Source organism: Roseovarius arcticus, assembly GCF_006125015.1.
Lineage (GTDB): Bacteria > Pseudomonadota > Alphaproteobacteria > Rhodobacterales > Rhodobacteraceae > Roseovarius > Roseovarius arcticus.
Map to the genome: position 1 here is coordinate 2,516,018 of NZ_SZZN01000001.1, position 13,331 is coordinate 2,529,348.

Here is a 13,331-nt window from a genome sequence, read left to right on the forward strand (position 1 = left end):
TGCTTGGTAATTTTGGAACCAAGGAGAGACGATATGAACAAGGGCATTCGCTTTACAGATGAGTTTAAGCAGGACGCTGTGGCGCAGGTCGTGGAGCGCGGATACGCGGTCAGCGAGGTGGCCGAACGGCTGGGGATCAGCACCAAGTCCCTGTACACTTGGAAGGCGCAGTTTGCGAAGTCACCGAGCGTCAGATCAGAAGTGGCGGATCAAGCTGCAGAGATAAGGCGATTGAAGCGTGAACTGGCGCGGGTCACCGAGGAACGCACCATCTTAAAAAAGGCGACCGCGTACTTCGCGCGAGAGTCTCAGTGAGGTACGCGTTTATTGAGGCTCATCGGACGGAGTTCTCGGTGCGGTCGATGTGTCGCGTGCTGATGGTGCATTTCAGCGGGTTCTATGCATGGCTTAAAGAACCGTTAAGCCCGCGTGCGCAGGAAGACATGCGTCAAACCGATCTGATCCAGCAAGCTTGGGCTGACAGCGGCAAGGTCTACGGCTACTGCAAATTACACGATGATCTTTTGGATCAAGGTGAGATCTGTTCTGAGAACCGTGTGGCACGTTTGGCCAGCCTTGCAGGTATCACAGCACAAATTGGCTACAAACGCCGCCCTGGTCGATATGGTGGCAAGCCTGCGGTCGCCGCCGACAACACGCTGGATCGACAGTTTGAGGTGGATGCCCCAGACACAGTTTGGGTGACCGACATCACATATATCAGAACCCACGAAGGGTGGTCGTATCTGTCCGTCGTAATTGATCTGTTCTCAAGACGCGTTGTCGGATGGTCGATGCAATCACGCATGACAACCGACCTCGCTTTGCAGGCCCTGTTGAGCGCCGTGTGGCGACGTAAGCCGAAGGCCAAAGTCATGGTTCACTCAGACCAAGGTTCCCAGTTTACCAGCACAGAGTGGCAATTGTTCCTTGGCAAACATAATTTGGATGCCAGCATGAGCAGGCGTGGGAATTGTTATGACAACGCCGTGGCAGAAAGCTTCTTCCAACTCTTGAAACGAGAACGCATCAGGCGGAGGACATACCTTACACGCGACGTCGCAAGGCAGGACGTGTTCGATTACATCGAGATGTTTTACAACCCAACACGCAAACACACCAACAACGGCATGCTGTCACCGGTTGACTACGAAATGAAACAGCAGAAAATGAACGAAGCAGGCGTCTAGGAAACTGGGGGCACCTCAAAGATCCCGACACCGGCAAGCGCATTTCGCGTCTGAATGATCAATCCGCCTGGGTGGTCCACGACGTTCCGGACCTGCGCATTGTCGACCAGGACCTGTGGGATCGGGTCAAGGCGCGCCAGGGTGATCTCCGTGTCAGAAAGAACACCGGCGATGGCATGTGGGATCGCCGCCGTCCGCGCTATCTTCTCTCCGGTCTTATCAAGTGCGGCCATTGTGGTGGCGGTTATTCAGTTATCTCTCAAACCCATCTCGGCTGTTCGACCGCGCGCAACAAGGGTACCTGCAAAAACCTGCGCGGGATCAAACGGGCAACACTGGAAGACTACGTTCTTGGCGGTCTGCGTCATCATTTGATGGACCCCGATTTAGCCAAACTGTTTGCCGCAGAATACAGCCGCCATTTGAATACGCTGAGATTAACAAAGAACGCCTCGATCGAGCGCGACAGGGCCGAACTCAGGAAGGTTATCGGGGAGCAGGAAAAGCTTGTGGATGCCATCTGTGACGGTGTGCCAGCAAGCAAGCTGAAAGACCGTATGATCACATTGGAAGAACGGCAACAGGATCTGGAGCATAAACTTGCAGCCGCCAAAGAAGACCCGATCTTGGTTCACCCCAACATGGGCAAGGTCTATCGCCAGCAGGTTGAGAGCCTTGCAGCGTCCCTGAACAGCGCAGGGTCCCGAACGGAGGCTGCCGATATTCTGCGCGGTTTGATCGACCGGATCACAGTCACCCCCGACTTGGTGACCGGAGAGCCGGCTGTCAGCCTTGAAGGCAACCTCGCGGGCATTCTTGCTCTGTCCCAGACAGCAAAAAACGCCGTTCCGGTTTCCCAAGACGACGTTCAGCAAGTAAAGTTGGTTGCGGGAGCATGCAACCGCCGTCAATTTCCGATAATTAACTGTTGACGTTTAAAAAGCCACTGGTCAATAAAGTAGCCACCAGCAGGCCGGGGACGATCTGATGGCCAGATGCCTGCGGAGCAAGTTTTTGAACTCGAAACAGCCGTCAGAGGTGGCTGCGCGTGACAGAGTGAACGGCTCGCCCCGATGACGAAAGAGGACGGCACATTGTGAGCCCGGGCTACCCCACACGAGGTGACCTGTCGCATTCCAATCTCACCAATCCAAGCCCTGTGCTGACGCGAGGTGAAATGCCACCACAGAATCGCCGGGTCCGCAGCTTCCTCTACGCCGTGCGAAGCTTTGTCCCAAAAGCCAGCCGACGATCCACTCGCCGAGATGCGCCTGCCAGTCAAGAGCGCCAGAGAGGATCACGAAAAGCGCGATATTGGCTGCAATCAGCCCCAAGATCGCCGTGAGGGTCGGCTGTAACGGCAGGCCCGCACGTCCGCATCCGGAAATCCATTCCCTGCCACAGCCCGATCATGCCAAATACCGCGCCCGACGACCCAATCATCGGCGCAGGGCTGGACGACAACAGCCCGAAACATACCGCGCCCGCAACCGCCGACAGAAACAGTATCGGCAATGTCCTGACTGTCATCTTCCAATCGGATCCGATAGAAAAGTTGTTCCTGCGGTTCGACTTGACCCATCATTGCGCTACCCTCCACTTCAATATGTCAATTGAATCAGGGCCATGGCAGGTAATCAACCATATTCTATGACCGAAAACACAACATCTAGAGGGTCGAGTTTTTCACCGATATCGGTGGTTTTAGGTCAGACTGAGGGAACTTATTGAAAAGCCGCTTCGAAGTCAGCGTGCCATTGGCGCAGTCAACTGCTGTGACCTGCATGCCGATCCGGACTGCGAACTTCCTTGTCGCAAACCTCAAAGAGCGAAACGGTGATGTGGGCATACCGCACCTCCCGCGCCGAGAGTTCACCCCGCTCTGAGTGCCCCAACTCCGAACAACCTTCCCGGTCGGCTGTTTCGTCCGCGCATTGCTCCATTGCCCATAGAAAGGGAGCCACGCATCCGGCGCCGCAGGTTGCTTTACCGCGGTTGGCTGGATCTGACAGGTATGGAGCGTTTGTATAGCTTGCACCGAGAGCCTGAAAGGCACGTGAGAAACAATTCAGGGTCTACTTCCGTTGCTGCAGCCAAGGAAACATCATCTGCATCCACATTTCGGTCGCCTGCTCGCTCCACTGCTTCATCATTTCGTTCTGCTGTCGGCTTGCTTCCGCCAATATCTGACCCCGCGCCGCCGATGTCATTTGGTTCGCTGCCGAAAGGTAAGCGCTCAACCAAGGATTCTTCATCACTTTTTCTCCACATTGGTTTGTAGCCGTTGATACTAAGCCAGTTAATGCCGGTACATATATTCATTCTCGCAAAAACTAGAGCCATCGCGGAGAGTACTACGAAGCGGCGCGCATAGCGTTCCACGCCGCCGTGACTGCGCATGTCGTCGGCTCTGTTGTTCTTACGGAAAGAAGATGCGCTGCGTGCCGGTGCGGCCTCTGGCCCCAGCCGTAAGACCCCAGAAATCTGCTATGTGGCGGGTCGAAGAAATGCCGACTTCCAGCATATATTCTCCCTCTTCTCCGAGACCATCGTTTCCGCCAGCGCTGATCGGCGTGCCGTGCCCCATTCCTTCGATGATGTATTCCTCGATTACCTCCTGTCCGTCAGCATTGCACCAGACCCGCCGAGGAAAGCCATCGACCGTCTCCACCCGCGTTGGCAGTCCTTCAACATTATGGACACTTTGCCACTGCCGGACGATGGAAGCAGCGTTGGAACTGTCAACAGTTCCATCGTTACTGCCGTGCCAGACCGAGATCGTCGGCCACGAGCCGTCGAATTCCGAGGCTTCGCGCACAAACGCTTCGAGCTTGCGGTCCGAGGGGCCGCCATATCCCTGCATGCGAAAGAACGCCTCCATCAGGGTGTCTGCGCTGCGGTAGGGCAGTCCGGCGATGATTGCACCTCCCGCGAACACCTCCGGATAAGTCGCGAGCATTACCGCCGTCATGGCACCACCCGCAGACAGCCCCGTGATGAAAATCCGCGACGGGTCCACACCGTGATCATCAACAACCTCCGTGATCATCTGATGAATAGAGAGCGGTTCGCCGCCGCCGCGTAGGAAATCGTCGGATTCGAACCAATTGAAACTGCCAATAGCGTTGTTTGTGCTTCTTTGCCCCGGAAACAGGAGCGCTATCCCGCATTCATCGGCGAGAGCAGACCAGCCTGACCCGATATTATAACTGTCCGCCGACTGGTTGCTGCCATGGAGTACGACAACAAGCGCACCGTTCCGGGAAAAGTTCTTCGGGATATAAGTTTTCGCACTCAGCGACCCGGGGTCGGTTCCGAACTCGCTCAAGAGCGAAAGTTGATGGCCGTTTTTCGGCTTTGTGTGTATAGAATGATCGCTCATGAAGTCAGGTTCCTTGGCGACACCGGAATGGGTCGTTGTCAGGTTGTCCTCCCGACCAGCAGAGAGATAATGCTGCGTCGCAACAAGGGCCATGGGGAAGACAAATAAACTATGCAGAGAGCATCTAGGCAGTTCAGAGTATCCGTCTTGGTCAAGCGCTGTTTCGATCCCGCAGCCGGCTCATTCGCGAACCGTTGCCCAATAGCGCCCAGTGCATCTCTTGTTACATGTTCATAATATTGTCGATTACACGAAAACGGCGAACCCCTCGCAGACCCCGCCGTTCGTTTTCCAGATGCTTTCAGAAACTGAAGCCTTAAGCGCTTTTCTTGGCAGCCGAACCGGCCTTGTCGGCGGCATTTTTCACGTTCGCGGTGGCCTTATCGGTCGCGTCCTTGGCGGCGGATGTAATCTTGTCCGTGGCCTCTTTGGCGTTGGCCGCGATCTTGTCGCTCATGTCTTCACCGGCCTCGGACGCCAGTTCCTTCGTCTCGGTCCCGGCTTGCTGGGTCACTTCGCCGACGTTCTGGGCAGCGCGCGTCATCAGGTCCATCTGCTTCTGAGCGAAGTCGCTATAGACTTTGGCGTATTCGGACGGATCGTCGCGGACCTGCGTCGCCTCACTGAGGTTCGAAAGCGCTTCTTTCGCCGTTTTACTCATGATCTCAACAGACCGGGTTCCAGCAGCAACGAAGATCGCAGTCATGCGCTCGTTCATGCTGGCCATCATCTTGATGGCGTCCTGGTTGCCCTGCGGGTTGAACAGGCTCTGGATGTTGTTGACGGCGGATTCTGTGTTTTGCGTGGCCATGTGAAATCTCCTTCTGGAGGATTGGGTGCGTTGCTGCTATTGGTATACAGGTAATGCTGCATCGCAGCATTACAACCGCTACGCCGCAGCAAGGCTGAGAGATTTCATCTTCCGCACAACGGACCTTAGGACAGCGCCACAAACCATCGTTTTTGAGCGGTCTTTGCTGGCGTAGCGAACGGCAACTTGGAGCCGATTTTGTTGAAAAACTCTTCCTTGATCGAATGGCCAATCACTGATTCAATTCCTGTATTGAACGGGAGATTTGGCGATGATGGGACCGAAGCAGGAAGCACAAGCGGCTTTGTTTTACGAGTTTTCTCTGGAAGATCACGTCCCGCAAAACCACCTTCTGCGGTCGATTGATCGGTTCGTTGATTTGAGCAGCATTCGCGCCTATCTGACCGATTTCTACAGCCACACCGGTCGCCCTTCTATCGATCCAGAGTTGCTGATCCGGATGCTGCTGGTTGGGTATTGCTTCGGCATTCGGTCCGAACGCCGCCTGTGCGAAGAGGTTCATCTGAACCTGGCTTATCGCTGGTTTTGCCGTCTCGAACTGACTGACCGGATCCCGGATCATTCTACTTTTTCCAAGAACCGCCATGGCCGCTTCCGTGAGAGCGACCTGCTGCGCCATGTGTTTGAGATGACTGTTGCGCGCTGTATGAAAGAGGGGCTTGTGGGTGGCCAGGGATTTGCCGTTGATGCCAGTTTGATAAGCGCTGATGTCCAAAAACAGAACTCCAGCAATCCTGAAGACTGGGCAGCACGGGCGCGTGATCCCAACGATGCTCCACGCGCAGTGCGCGAGTATCTCGACACTCTGGATGACGAGGCCTTTGGTGCTGCCACCACGGTCAAGCCAAAGTTCACCGCTCATGCTGACCCTGCCAGTCAGTGGACAGCGGCGCGCAAAGGCCCTGCTTTCTTTGCCTATTCTACCAATTACCTGATCGATACTGATCACAGTGTCATCGTTGACGTCGATGCCAGCCGGACAAACAAAACGGCTGAAGTGCGCGCGATGCGCAAGATGATAGACCGGACCGAAGAACGCTTTGGCCTGAAGCCGGATTGGATCGCCGCAGATACGGCCTATGGCTCCGCCGACAACCTCGTCTGGCTGACCGTCAAGCGGAAGATCCTCCCGTTCATTCCCGTCTTTGACAAAGGGGAACGTACAGACGGCACATTCTCCCGATCAGACTTTACATGGGACGATGACAACGACCGTTACATTTGCCCAGAAGGCAAAGAGATGCTGCACACGCGGCGCACCTATTCCGATCCTGCCCGGAACGCGCCAAGTTGGAAGGCACGAAAATACCGAGCTTTGAGAGCTGATTGCATGAACTGCCCGTCAAAGGCCAAGTGTTGTCCAAAATCTGAGGCGCGTGCAATCCACCGCGAGAAATATGAGATCGTCAGAAACTTCGCCCGACAGTGCGCGGCTTCCGAGTTCAACCCGACAGCGCAGAGGCGTCGAAAGAAGGTCGAGATGTTGTTCGCCCATCTCAACCGCATCCTCGGATTGGGCAGGCTCCGATTGCGCGGTCCGTGCGGTGTTCAAGACGAATTTACCCTCGCCGCAACCGCCCAAAACCTCCGGAAACTGGCAAAACTCAAGCCGTTGGTGCCAGCCGCACGATGACAAGGCGAGCGAGCATCTGACTTCCAAGTCAAATCAAAGTACTAGCGCAACTGACCACTCGCTATCAGGTGAGTTTTTCAACAAAATCAGCCCAAAGTGCAGGATACTGCGCATATGTCGAATGGCGGCTTCTGCGCAAAGCCACAATAGCAGACAGATTTTGCCCTCTACGATAGGGGTTTTTCAGATCGGGCTTGTCCGGGTGTGATCCCGAAGAATTGGCGGAATGCTGCACCAAACGCTGGGAGGCTTTCAAAACCGGCAACTTCAGCGGCGCTGGCTGAGCTTTCGCCAAGCGACAAGTTTCTTAGGGCAGTCGTTAAGCGAACTTGCTGACGCCACTGGCGAAAACTCATTCCGGTTTCCCGCTGGAAAAGCCGCGCGAGGGTTCGAGCTGAAGCTCCTGCGACTTCGGCCCAGTCTTCGAGGCTTCTGGGGTCTGCAGGGGTTCTAATCAACGCATCTGTTACGCACCGGAGCTGACGACTTTTGGGGAGGGGGATTTCCAAGGGCAGGAACGATGACTTTTCGATTTCATCCAAGGCCAAGGAGGTAATGTAATAGCCGCGCCCTTTGACGTCCCATTCCAAGGGTTCGGCGAAGGCCGCAAGGATCAATTCCCGCAACAGTGGCGTCACCGTATTGACCCTGCAGTCGCAAAAAAACATCGGGGCTGCAGACTGTTTCAAAAACAGTGTCCGTATCGCGACGGGGCCATCCATGTAGATTGTATGCACAAGATCGGCTGGCATTACCAAAGCGGTGCTGGGCGGGATGATGTAGCTGGAGCGCGCTGTTTCAACATGCATCACGCCCGTCCCTGCATAGATAAGTTGCGCCTTGGAATGCGCGTGTGCCTCGGCAAACAGGTAGGCGGGGTAGTCTTCGGCATAGCCGACGAGCGGTCGATCCACGGCTTCTACGGGAGATATTTCAGCATGTCTGTTTAGCGACAGAAATTGTCCTACTGTTCCCATGCCGCCAGCATTACAGATATTTCGGGAACCAAGAAATGGAGATCGGCCCGTGCAAATGAATCAAATGCCTAAGGGGCTATTTGGACGGGAAATCCGCCTCGTCTCGCAACCGATGATGAAGGATGGGCCCAATACACCAGGCCAGCCGCGCAAAACGGCCTATGAAGGCGATGGTATTTGGGTTGGCCAGACCGAGGTCACGGCAAGTGACATCCCAAGCCAGTGGCACCACCACGAAAACTAAGACAGCATCAAGTATATGTTGGAGGGCCGCATACGCGTGGATTGGGGTGAACAGGGTGAAAAAAGCTTTGAGATGAGATCAGGTGACTACGGCTTCTTTGGTCGCAAAGTGATCCATCGTGCGCAGATAATCGATGCACCAGAAAATTGTCGGTTCATTTTCATACGGCTGGGCGAGGGTGAATCCGTGGTCGCTGTCGAGGGCACCGTCTTTGCCGCTGAATGAGCACTTCGCGTATCCCCAAACTCATGGCGAAATTCAGCTGAATACTGAAAGAAACGAACTCAATGAACAAGCCATCTGACTACGAAGCAATCTTTCCGCGCCCACTGTCCGAGGAGAAGCTGGAAAAACTTCCGCCAGCTCTTTTGCCCGCGCGTGTGCCTTTGGTCGGCACGGACGTAACGCTGGAGTCGATGAACGCCCAACTACATGCGGCCGAGCTGTATGAGGCGTCACATGGCAGCGCAGAGGGCCTGCGCATGTGGGACTATCTGACCTAATGGTCCTTGGCCTGATCTCGCAGCCTATTCAGCATTCTTGCGCACGCAATCCGCCAGCTTTGCCCCGATCTTCTACGCAATTCGCTGCAACAAGACAGGCAAGGTCAGTGGGCAGGCGAGTTTTTTGGACAACAACGCCCAAAATGGGTCGACAGAGATCGGCCATATCTGGTTTGGCCCGAAACTGCAGCGCACGCGTGGGGCCACAGAGGCGCTGTTTTGGATGTTGGATCACGCCATGACCAATCTCCGTTATCGCCGTATGCAATGGCGGTGTAACGCGCTCAACGCGAAATCTCGCGGTGCTGCGCGCCGACTGGGTATCAGATTTGAGGGCATTTTTTACAACAACCTGATTTTCAAGGGAATGAACCGTGACACTGCTTGGTATTCTATTTTCGATGACGAATGGCCTGAAGTGCGCGTGAAAATTCAGTGCTGGTTGGACAGCGCAAACTTTGATGCCAATGGTGCGCCAAAGTCATCCCAGACCGAGATGATGCAGCAGCGCTCGCCGTCGACGCGCCGGTCATCTGAGTAAAGATGCGCAACTTCGGTTTATTCAGAACGCAGGTCTGAGCCTTGCTTACTGACGAAAGAGCGGAGAAAACTGACTTTGGTTCTCGATTTCTGAACAGCGGCTTTGTCTACGGTTTGTGGCTGCTGTCATCGCGAGATGCAGCGGCGACAAATCTGACAAGGAGGAAAGCGCGGGCGACTTTCGGTGCTATGGGCGCTATGAGAACGTGACAATCGCTGACCACATCACGACGAAACTATGATCGACTTCAAGAGGCGCCGCCCGTCTCGATTTTGAGTAGATGGCCGCAATGCTTACAGTGAACCGCGTCAGTGTCATGCCGATTAAGGGCGCACTCGGGACACATGTGGTGCAGCTTACTGGGCTGGAAAACGGTCTGTGCCAGGCGCAGGAACAGGGCAACCCCAGCGACCATGATGACCACCGCCACGAGCCGTCCAGTGGTGCCGGTCAGCACGATGTCGCCGAAGCCCGTGGTGGTTAGCGTCGACACGGTGAAATAGAGCGCATCGACATAGCCGACGATGTCGGGGTTGTAATCGACCCGCAGCACGAAGACCAATGTACTCATGAAGAAGATGAAGACGCAGAGGTTCACCGAGCTAACGATGACATCTTCATTGCGGCGAAAGAACGGCGTGTCGCGGCGCAGGTCGCGTAGGACGTGGTAGGAATGCAGCAGGCGCAGGGTCCTCAGCACCCTTAGAAAGCCGAAACTCTGCGACACCAACGGCGCCAGCAGGAGAGATAGGATAACCACCACGTCCGTGACCGTATAAATCTGGCGCATCATCCGCGCTCGGTTTGGGGCGATCCACAGGCGTGAGAGAAAGTCGGTCAAGATTAGTGTGCCTATCACAAGGTCAGCAGCAAGGATTGCCGGAGTTGGCTCACGCGGCACCGTGGCAATGAAAAACACAATGGTAGAGACGTCGAAGCCCATCAGGAGGTAGCGAAACATCGCCGCCTTCTTGCTGGTGCCCGTATACAGCAGGTTGACCTTCTTTTTAAGCTTTTCCATTGCTCCGCCCCCAAGTTACCAGCATAGAATCGGGGCGGCCGTGCGGCAGGATCAACTCCAGCAGGCCCACCGATTCATTCGGCTCTGACTTTGATTGCAACTCGTATCCCTTCAAGGTTTACGATGAGCCAAAAACTCTCGCTTGGCAAAATAACCATGTCTGTCTCAAAGGCCGTGACGGGTTACAATCTACACTATTGGATCGTGAGGCCCTCGAGGGGTTGGGGCGGGACCGGCTGTGTTACCAGTTGGCTTTCACGTTTCTCATAAAAAGCGTTACCGCCCGTTACGAGCACGTAGTGCATGTTGTCGTAGGGAAACCTGTGCCCTGCGGTGTGGAAGAAATTCGCATTGCCTGTAAGAGGATGACGCTCACCCTGCAAGACGGCATTTGCAGCTTCCGTGACTTTGGGCATGGCTTTCGCATCCATCCGGCCCGACATGATCCCCGGCGCGAATTGTCCTTTTTGCCCGACGACGCCGCAAACCGTGTTGGGAAACTGCGTCGACTCGACGCGGTGCATGACCACGCTGCCAACGGCGATCATTCCGTCTCGGCTTGAGCGGTTGGATTCAAAATGCATCGCGCGCTCCATGCACTCCAGATCGGAGTGCCGATGAGACCATGAGCAGCCTCCTAATATTAAGAAAGCGGAGGCTAACGAAGCCGCAATCGGCATTTTCGGACTCTGAAATAACATCCTCTGTCCTTCCTGCGTATTGATCGCGCGGCGCACGACCAAACTAATTACGAGATCAAGGGCATGGCGCGTTCAATTCCCGCTCCATAGGAAAGAATGATCTCATACGTGCCAATGGAATCAAGTCGCTTGTATGGTAGGCGTGGCGCATCACGCGGAAGAACGGTCTGTATCCAAAGCGGCGACGCCGCTATGCGGTGATTCAAGTGCGCGCTCTTCAAATATACCCCCATTGCCCTCGACCTCTCAGGGGCAGTCCACCCCAAGTGACCCAGAGCGGGAACATCGCCTAGATTGAAGTTAAAATGGCGTCCAAGTCAGCCGTTAGGTGCATCTCACCGCCCAGAGATCACTGCAACGGACATATTCTGGCCGTGAGGCCTGACTTAATCTCCTGGCAAATGCGCTATTATGCGCAGGGGTCCGCCGGAGCCCCCTTCGATCTTCATGGGCATGGCGATGATCATACTTCCCGTGGTGGGCAATGCGCTCATGTCTGCTACATTCTCAAAGGCGGCGACGTTATTTGTCATAAGTTCCACGTGACTCGCGAAGTCCGTTGACTGCCCGAAGTCGATAGAGGGCGTGTCGAGCCCCACCGCACCGATACCCCGCTCCACGAGAAGTTTTGCGCCATCGAGTCCAAGGCCCGGAAAATGCAGATCAGCCACTGCCTCCTGCCCGCGGGCAGCAGTGCCCATATAGATCTCGCGATCAGGATAAAGCCCAGCCCGACCGGTGTTCAGGAGAACAATCGCACCCTCCGGAATTTTGCCGTGCTCGGCTTCGAACGCTTCGATATCAGTCGCCGACACCAGATAGTCGACATTGTCCGCAGACTGCTTGGTAACGTCGATGACGAAACCCGGTCCAATCAACTGCTCAACCGGGATCTTGTCAGAGGAGTTCGCGCCTTCTGCAAAATGCACCGGCGCGTCCAGATGCGTTCCGCCGTGCTCAGACGATGCGAAATCGTAGGAGGAGTAAAAATAGCCCCCGTCAGTGTGGCCCGCGAAAACTTCGGTATGCTCGAACATTTTCGCCGTGGGCCAATAGACCGATTCAGAATTAAACGCATGGGTAAGGTCCACCCAAGTGCCCTTGGACAGGTCCTGCGCGCTGGCGGGCGATGCAAGCAACGCGGCAATGAGGGTTAATGCTGGTTTAATCATGGGCTCAATCCTTTTTTCAATTCATGGCTGTTGTCCATGTTACGGACAGGCCCAGTTTGAGACAACGTTTTTAAATGACCCCCCCGGAACCACACGACCTCAGCTTTTCAAAACGTGATACGGAGGCCCCCAACGTTAGCGGCGCGGCGGCACGCGCCAACGTCTGGCGTTAGGTATCGTGTGATTCCTGCTCCTTCCCAGTGCCGTACTGAATTCGTGACCAGGCGCGCTCGTGAAAGAAATAGAGGATCAGCTTAGTGATGACCTCGAGGCCGCCAATGGAGACGGCGGTGCCAAGGTTGCCAGTGAAAATCCACGCCAGCAAAGTCGTGTCGAGCGAGGCAATTATGCGCCAGGTGGCGGTCTTGATGGTGCTGCGCCAGCCGGTTTCCTTGCGCCCGCTATTCTCGGTCGACACGCCCCAGTGGATGCGCGCCCATCCTCGTTCGTGAAGAAAGTAGAGTACCATCTTGGTGGCGACCTCGGTAACGGCAATGTAAGCCGCAGCCTGAAGCGCGTCACCGTGAGTGTCCTCGCGTCCGAACAGTGGGCCGATATATGTAATGACCAACCATGACAGCACCAACGTGTCGAACGTGCCGACGATACGCCAGGACACAGCCTTAACTGCGGAGCGTTTTGCCGAAACTTGGGGTGGAGGTGTCTTAGTCTCTGGGGTGTCTTCCATCGCTTCAGTCTGGACCGGATCCTGCCGGGTGTCGATGACGGCGCTATCTCTGACGGTAAGGAGCTTTCCTGAGATGACGCACAGTCCTCACTTGCGGCAGAAACAACCATTCTGACAGCGTCCTAGAATCATATGGGGTGGCGATGAGAGCCAGCTTCAGCTCTCGCAGATCGGAAAATGGCAGGTAAAGCAATGCGTCGCCCCCTGCCGTTCAACCTTAGGCGCCTCGCGGCTGCAAAGCGCCTGAGCGCGTGGACAACGGCCATGGAATTCGCATCCGTCGGGACGGCTGCGGGGGCTGGGCATCTCTCCCTCCAGCGTGATGCGTGCGCGAGCGGCGTCGGGATCAGGCTCGGGATTGGCCGAGAGGAGCGCCTCTGTATAGGGATGGCAAGGCGCGCGGAATATACGCCCGGTCGGGCCTATCCCGACGGAAAGTCGTGATCA

General features: G+C 55.5%; 17 protein-coding genes and 1 pseudogene. 8 read left to right on the forward strand and 10 right to left on the reverse strand.

Annotated features, from left to right (window positions below; translation table 11 throughout):
• Positions 1–33 precede the first annotated feature (33 nt).
• A protein-coding gene (locus tag MK6180000_RS11980; RefSeq protein ID WP_425466841.1) for an IS3 family transposase occupies positions 34–1,190 on the forward strand; the annotation gives its coding sequence in 2 pieces (ribosomal slippage) (positions 34–271 and positions 271–1,190; 1,158 coding nt in all).
• 71 nt (positions 1,191–1,261) lie between these two features.
• Positions 1,262–2,122: a recombinase zinc ribbon domain-containing protein gene (locus tag MK6180000_RS11985; protein ID WP_138934953.1), complete on the forward strand. Its 861-nt coding sequence runs from the start codon at positions 1,262–1,264 to the stop codon at positions 2,120–2,122.
• Positions 2,123–2,468: 346 nt separating this feature from the next.
• Here MK6180000_RS11985 and MK6180000_RS20670 read toward each other — a convergent pair whose 3' ends face one another.
• Positions 2,469–2,720, reverse strand: coding sequence for a rhomboid family intramembrane serine protease (locus tag MK6180000_RS20670; RefSeq protein ID WP_246040500.1), 252 nt, complete (start codon positions 2,718–2,720; stop codon positions 2,469–2,471).
• On the opposite strand from MK6180000_RS20670, the gene MK6180000_RS20335 reads away from it, so the two are divergent.
• Positions 2,602–2,844 carry a hypothetical protein gene (locus tag MK6180000_RS20335; protein WP_171054478.1) on the forward strand — a complete coding sequence of 81 codons (243 nt, stop codon included), beginning with the start codon at positions 2,602–2,604 and terminating at the stop codon, positions 2,842–2,844. The two genes, MK6180000_RS20670 and MK6180000_RS20335, sit on opposite strands and share 119 nt — an antisense overlap.
• Before the next feature lie 332 nt (positions 2,845–3,176).
• Here MK6180000_RS20335 and MK6180000_RS20340 read toward each other — a convergent pair whose 3' ends face one another.
• The 3 genes from MK6180000_RS20340 to MK6180000_RS12005 all read right to left on the reverse strand — a co-directional run bounded on the left by MK6180000_RS20340 (position 3,177) and on the right by MK6180000_RS12005 (position 5,383).
• Positions 3,177–3,590 carry a hypothetical protein gene (locus MK6180000_RS20340; RefSeq protein WP_171054610.1) on the reverse strand — a complete coding sequence of 138 codons (414 nt, stop codon included), beginning with the start codon at positions 3,588–3,590 and terminating at the stop codon, positions 3,177–3,179.
• Between the two features lie 19 nt (positions 3,591–3,609).
• Positions 3,610–4,572, reverse strand: coding sequence for an extracellular catalytic domain type 1 short-chain-length polyhydroxyalkanoate depolymerase (locus tag MK6180000_RS12000; protein WP_138934955.1), 963 nt, complete (start codon positions 4,570–4,572; stop codon positions 3,610–3,612).
• 316 nt (positions 4,573–4,888) lie between these two features.
• Positions 4,889–5,383 carry a phasin family protein gene (locus MK6180000_RS12005; RefSeq protein WP_138934956.1) on the reverse strand — a complete coding sequence of 165 codons (495 nt, stop codon included), beginning with the start codon at positions 5,381–5,383 and terminating at the stop codon, positions 4,889–4,891.
• Positions 5,384–5,654: 271 nt separating this feature from the next.
• Here MK6180000_RS12005 and MK6180000_RS12010 point away from each other — a divergent pair, with 271 nt between their 5' ends.
• Entirely contained in the window at positions 5,655–7,037 is a 1,383-nt protein-coding gene (locus tag MK6180000_RS12010) for a transposase (protein ID WP_138936481.1), read from the forward strand.
• A 167-nt stretch (positions 7,038–7,204) separates the two neighbouring features.
• On the opposite strand, the gene MK6180000_RS12015 is transcribed toward MK6180000_RS12010, so the two are convergent.
• A complete protein-coding gene (locus tag MK6180000_RS12015; protein WP_138934957.1) occupies positions 7,205–8,014 on the reverse strand; it encodes an AraC family transcriptional regulator in 810 nt (269 codons plus the stop codon).
• Between the two features lie 49 nt (positions 8,015–8,063).
• Between MK6180000_RS12015 and MK6180000_RS20675 the strand changes: the two genes are divergently transcribed.
• The 4 genes and pseudogenes from MK6180000_RS20675 to MK6180000_RS12030 form a co-directional block, all read left to right on the forward strand.
• Positions 8,064–8,258, forward strand: a complete 195-nt coding sequence (locus MK6180000_RS20675) for a hypothetical protein (RefSeq protein ID WP_246040501.1) — start codon at positions 8,064–8,066, stop codon at positions 8,256–8,258.
• A gap of 36 nt (positions 8,259–8,294) precedes the next feature.
• Complete coding sequence (locus MK6180000_RS20680) at positions 8,295–8,483, forward strand: hypothetical protein (protein WP_246040502.1); 189 nt, start codon at positions 8,295–8,297, stop codon at positions 8,481–8,483.
• A gap of 62 nt (positions 8,484–8,545) precedes the next feature.
• Entirely contained in the window at positions 8,546–8,761 is a 216-nt protein-coding gene (locus MK6180000_RS12025; RefSeq protein WP_138934958.1) for a hypothetical protein, read from the forward strand.
• Between the two features lie 31 nt (positions 8,762–8,792).
• A pseudogene (locus MK6180000_RS12030) lies at positions 8,793–9,302 on the forward strand (GNAT family N-acetyltransferase); the annotation flags it as partial.
• A gap of 247 nt (positions 9,303–9,549) precedes the next feature.
• Here MK6180000_RS12030 and MK6180000_RS12035 read toward each other — a convergent pair.
• The 5 genes from MK6180000_RS12035 to MK6180000_RS12055 all read right to left on the reverse strand — a co-directional run bounded on the left by MK6180000_RS12035 (position 9,550) and on the right by MK6180000_RS12055 (position 13,310).
• Positions 9,550–10,323, reverse strand: a complete 774-nt coding sequence (locus tag MK6180000_RS12035) for a potassium channel family protein (protein ID WP_138934960.1) — start codon at positions 10,321–10,323, stop codon at positions 9,550–9,552.
• A 194-nt stretch (positions 10,324–10,517) separates the two neighbouring features.
• Positions 10,518–11,024, reverse strand: a complete 507-nt coding sequence (locus tag MK6180000_RS12040) for a cell wall hydrolase (RefSeq protein WP_425466842.1) — start codon at positions 11,022–11,024, stop codon at positions 10,518–10,520.
• A 386-nt stretch (positions 11,025–11,410) separates the two neighbouring features.
• Positions 11,411–12,196, reverse strand: a complete 786-nt coding sequence (locus tag MK6180000_RS12045; protein ID WP_138934962.1) for a cyclase family protein — start codon at positions 12,194–12,196, stop codon at positions 11,411–11,413.
• A 169-nt stretch (positions 12,197–12,365) separates the two neighbouring features.
• Positions 12,366–12,815: a DUF2061 domain-containing protein gene (locus tag MK6180000_RS12050; protein ID WP_212751899.1), complete on the reverse strand. Its 450-nt coding sequence runs from the start codon at positions 12,813–12,815 to the stop codon at positions 12,366–12,368.
• A 225-nt stretch (positions 12,816–13,040) separates the two neighbouring features.
• Positions 13,041–13,310, reverse strand: a complete 270-nt coding sequence (locus MK6180000_RS12055) for an oligopeptide/dipeptide ABC transporter ATP-binding protein (protein WP_138936482.1) — start codon at positions 13,308–13,310, stop codon at positions 13,041–13,043.
• Between the last annotated feature and the right edge of the window lie 21 nt (positions 13,311–13,331).

Bases quoted from the DNA above. Each gene is read 5' to 3' on its own strand.
- MK6180000_RS20335 (WP_171054478.1), top strand. From the start codon at position 2,602: ATGCCAAATACCGCGCCCGACGACCCAATCATCGGCGCAGGGCTGGAC.
- MK6180000_RS20670 (WP_246040500.1), bottom strand. From the start codon at position 2,720: ATGACAGTCAGGACATTGCCGATACTGTTTCTGTCGGCGGTTGCGGGC.
- MK6180000_RS20340 (WP_171054610.1), bottom strand. From the start codon at position 3,590: ATGCGCAGTCACGGCGGCGTGGAACGCTATGCGCGCCGCTTCGTAGTA.
- MK6180000_RS12000 (WP_138934955.1), bottom strand. From the start codon at position 4,572: ATGAGCGATCATTCTATACACACAAAGCCGAAAAACGGCCATCAACTT.
- MK6180000_RS12005 (WP_138934956.1), bottom strand. From the start codon at position 5,383: ATGGCCACGCAAAACACAGAATCCGCCGTCAACAACATCCAGAGCCTG.
- MK6180000_RS12010 (WP_138936481.1), top strand. From the start codon at position 5,655: ATGATGGGACCGAAGCAGGAAGCACAAGCGGCTTTGTTTTACGAGTTT.
- MK6180000_RS12015 (WP_138934957.1), bottom strand. From the start codon at position 8,014: ATGGGAACAGTAGGACAATTTCTGTCGCTAAACAGACATGCTGAAATA.
- MK6180000_RS12025 (WP_138934958.1), top strand. From the start codon at position 8,546: ATGAACAAGCCATCTGACTACGAAGCAATCTTTCCGCGCCCACTGTCC.
- MK6180000_RS12035 (WP_138934960.1), bottom strand. From the start codon at position 10,323: ATGGAAAAGCTTAAAAAGAAGGTCAACCTGCTGTATACGGGCACCAGC.
- MK6180000_RS12040 (WP_425466842.1), bottom strand. From the start codon at position 11,024: ATGTTATTTCAGAGTCCGAAAATGCCGATTGCGGCTTCGTTAGCCTCC.
- MK6180000_RS12045 (WP_138934962.1), bottom strand. From the start codon at position 12,196: ATGATTAAACCAGCATTAACCCTCATTGCCGCGTTGCTTGCATCGCCC.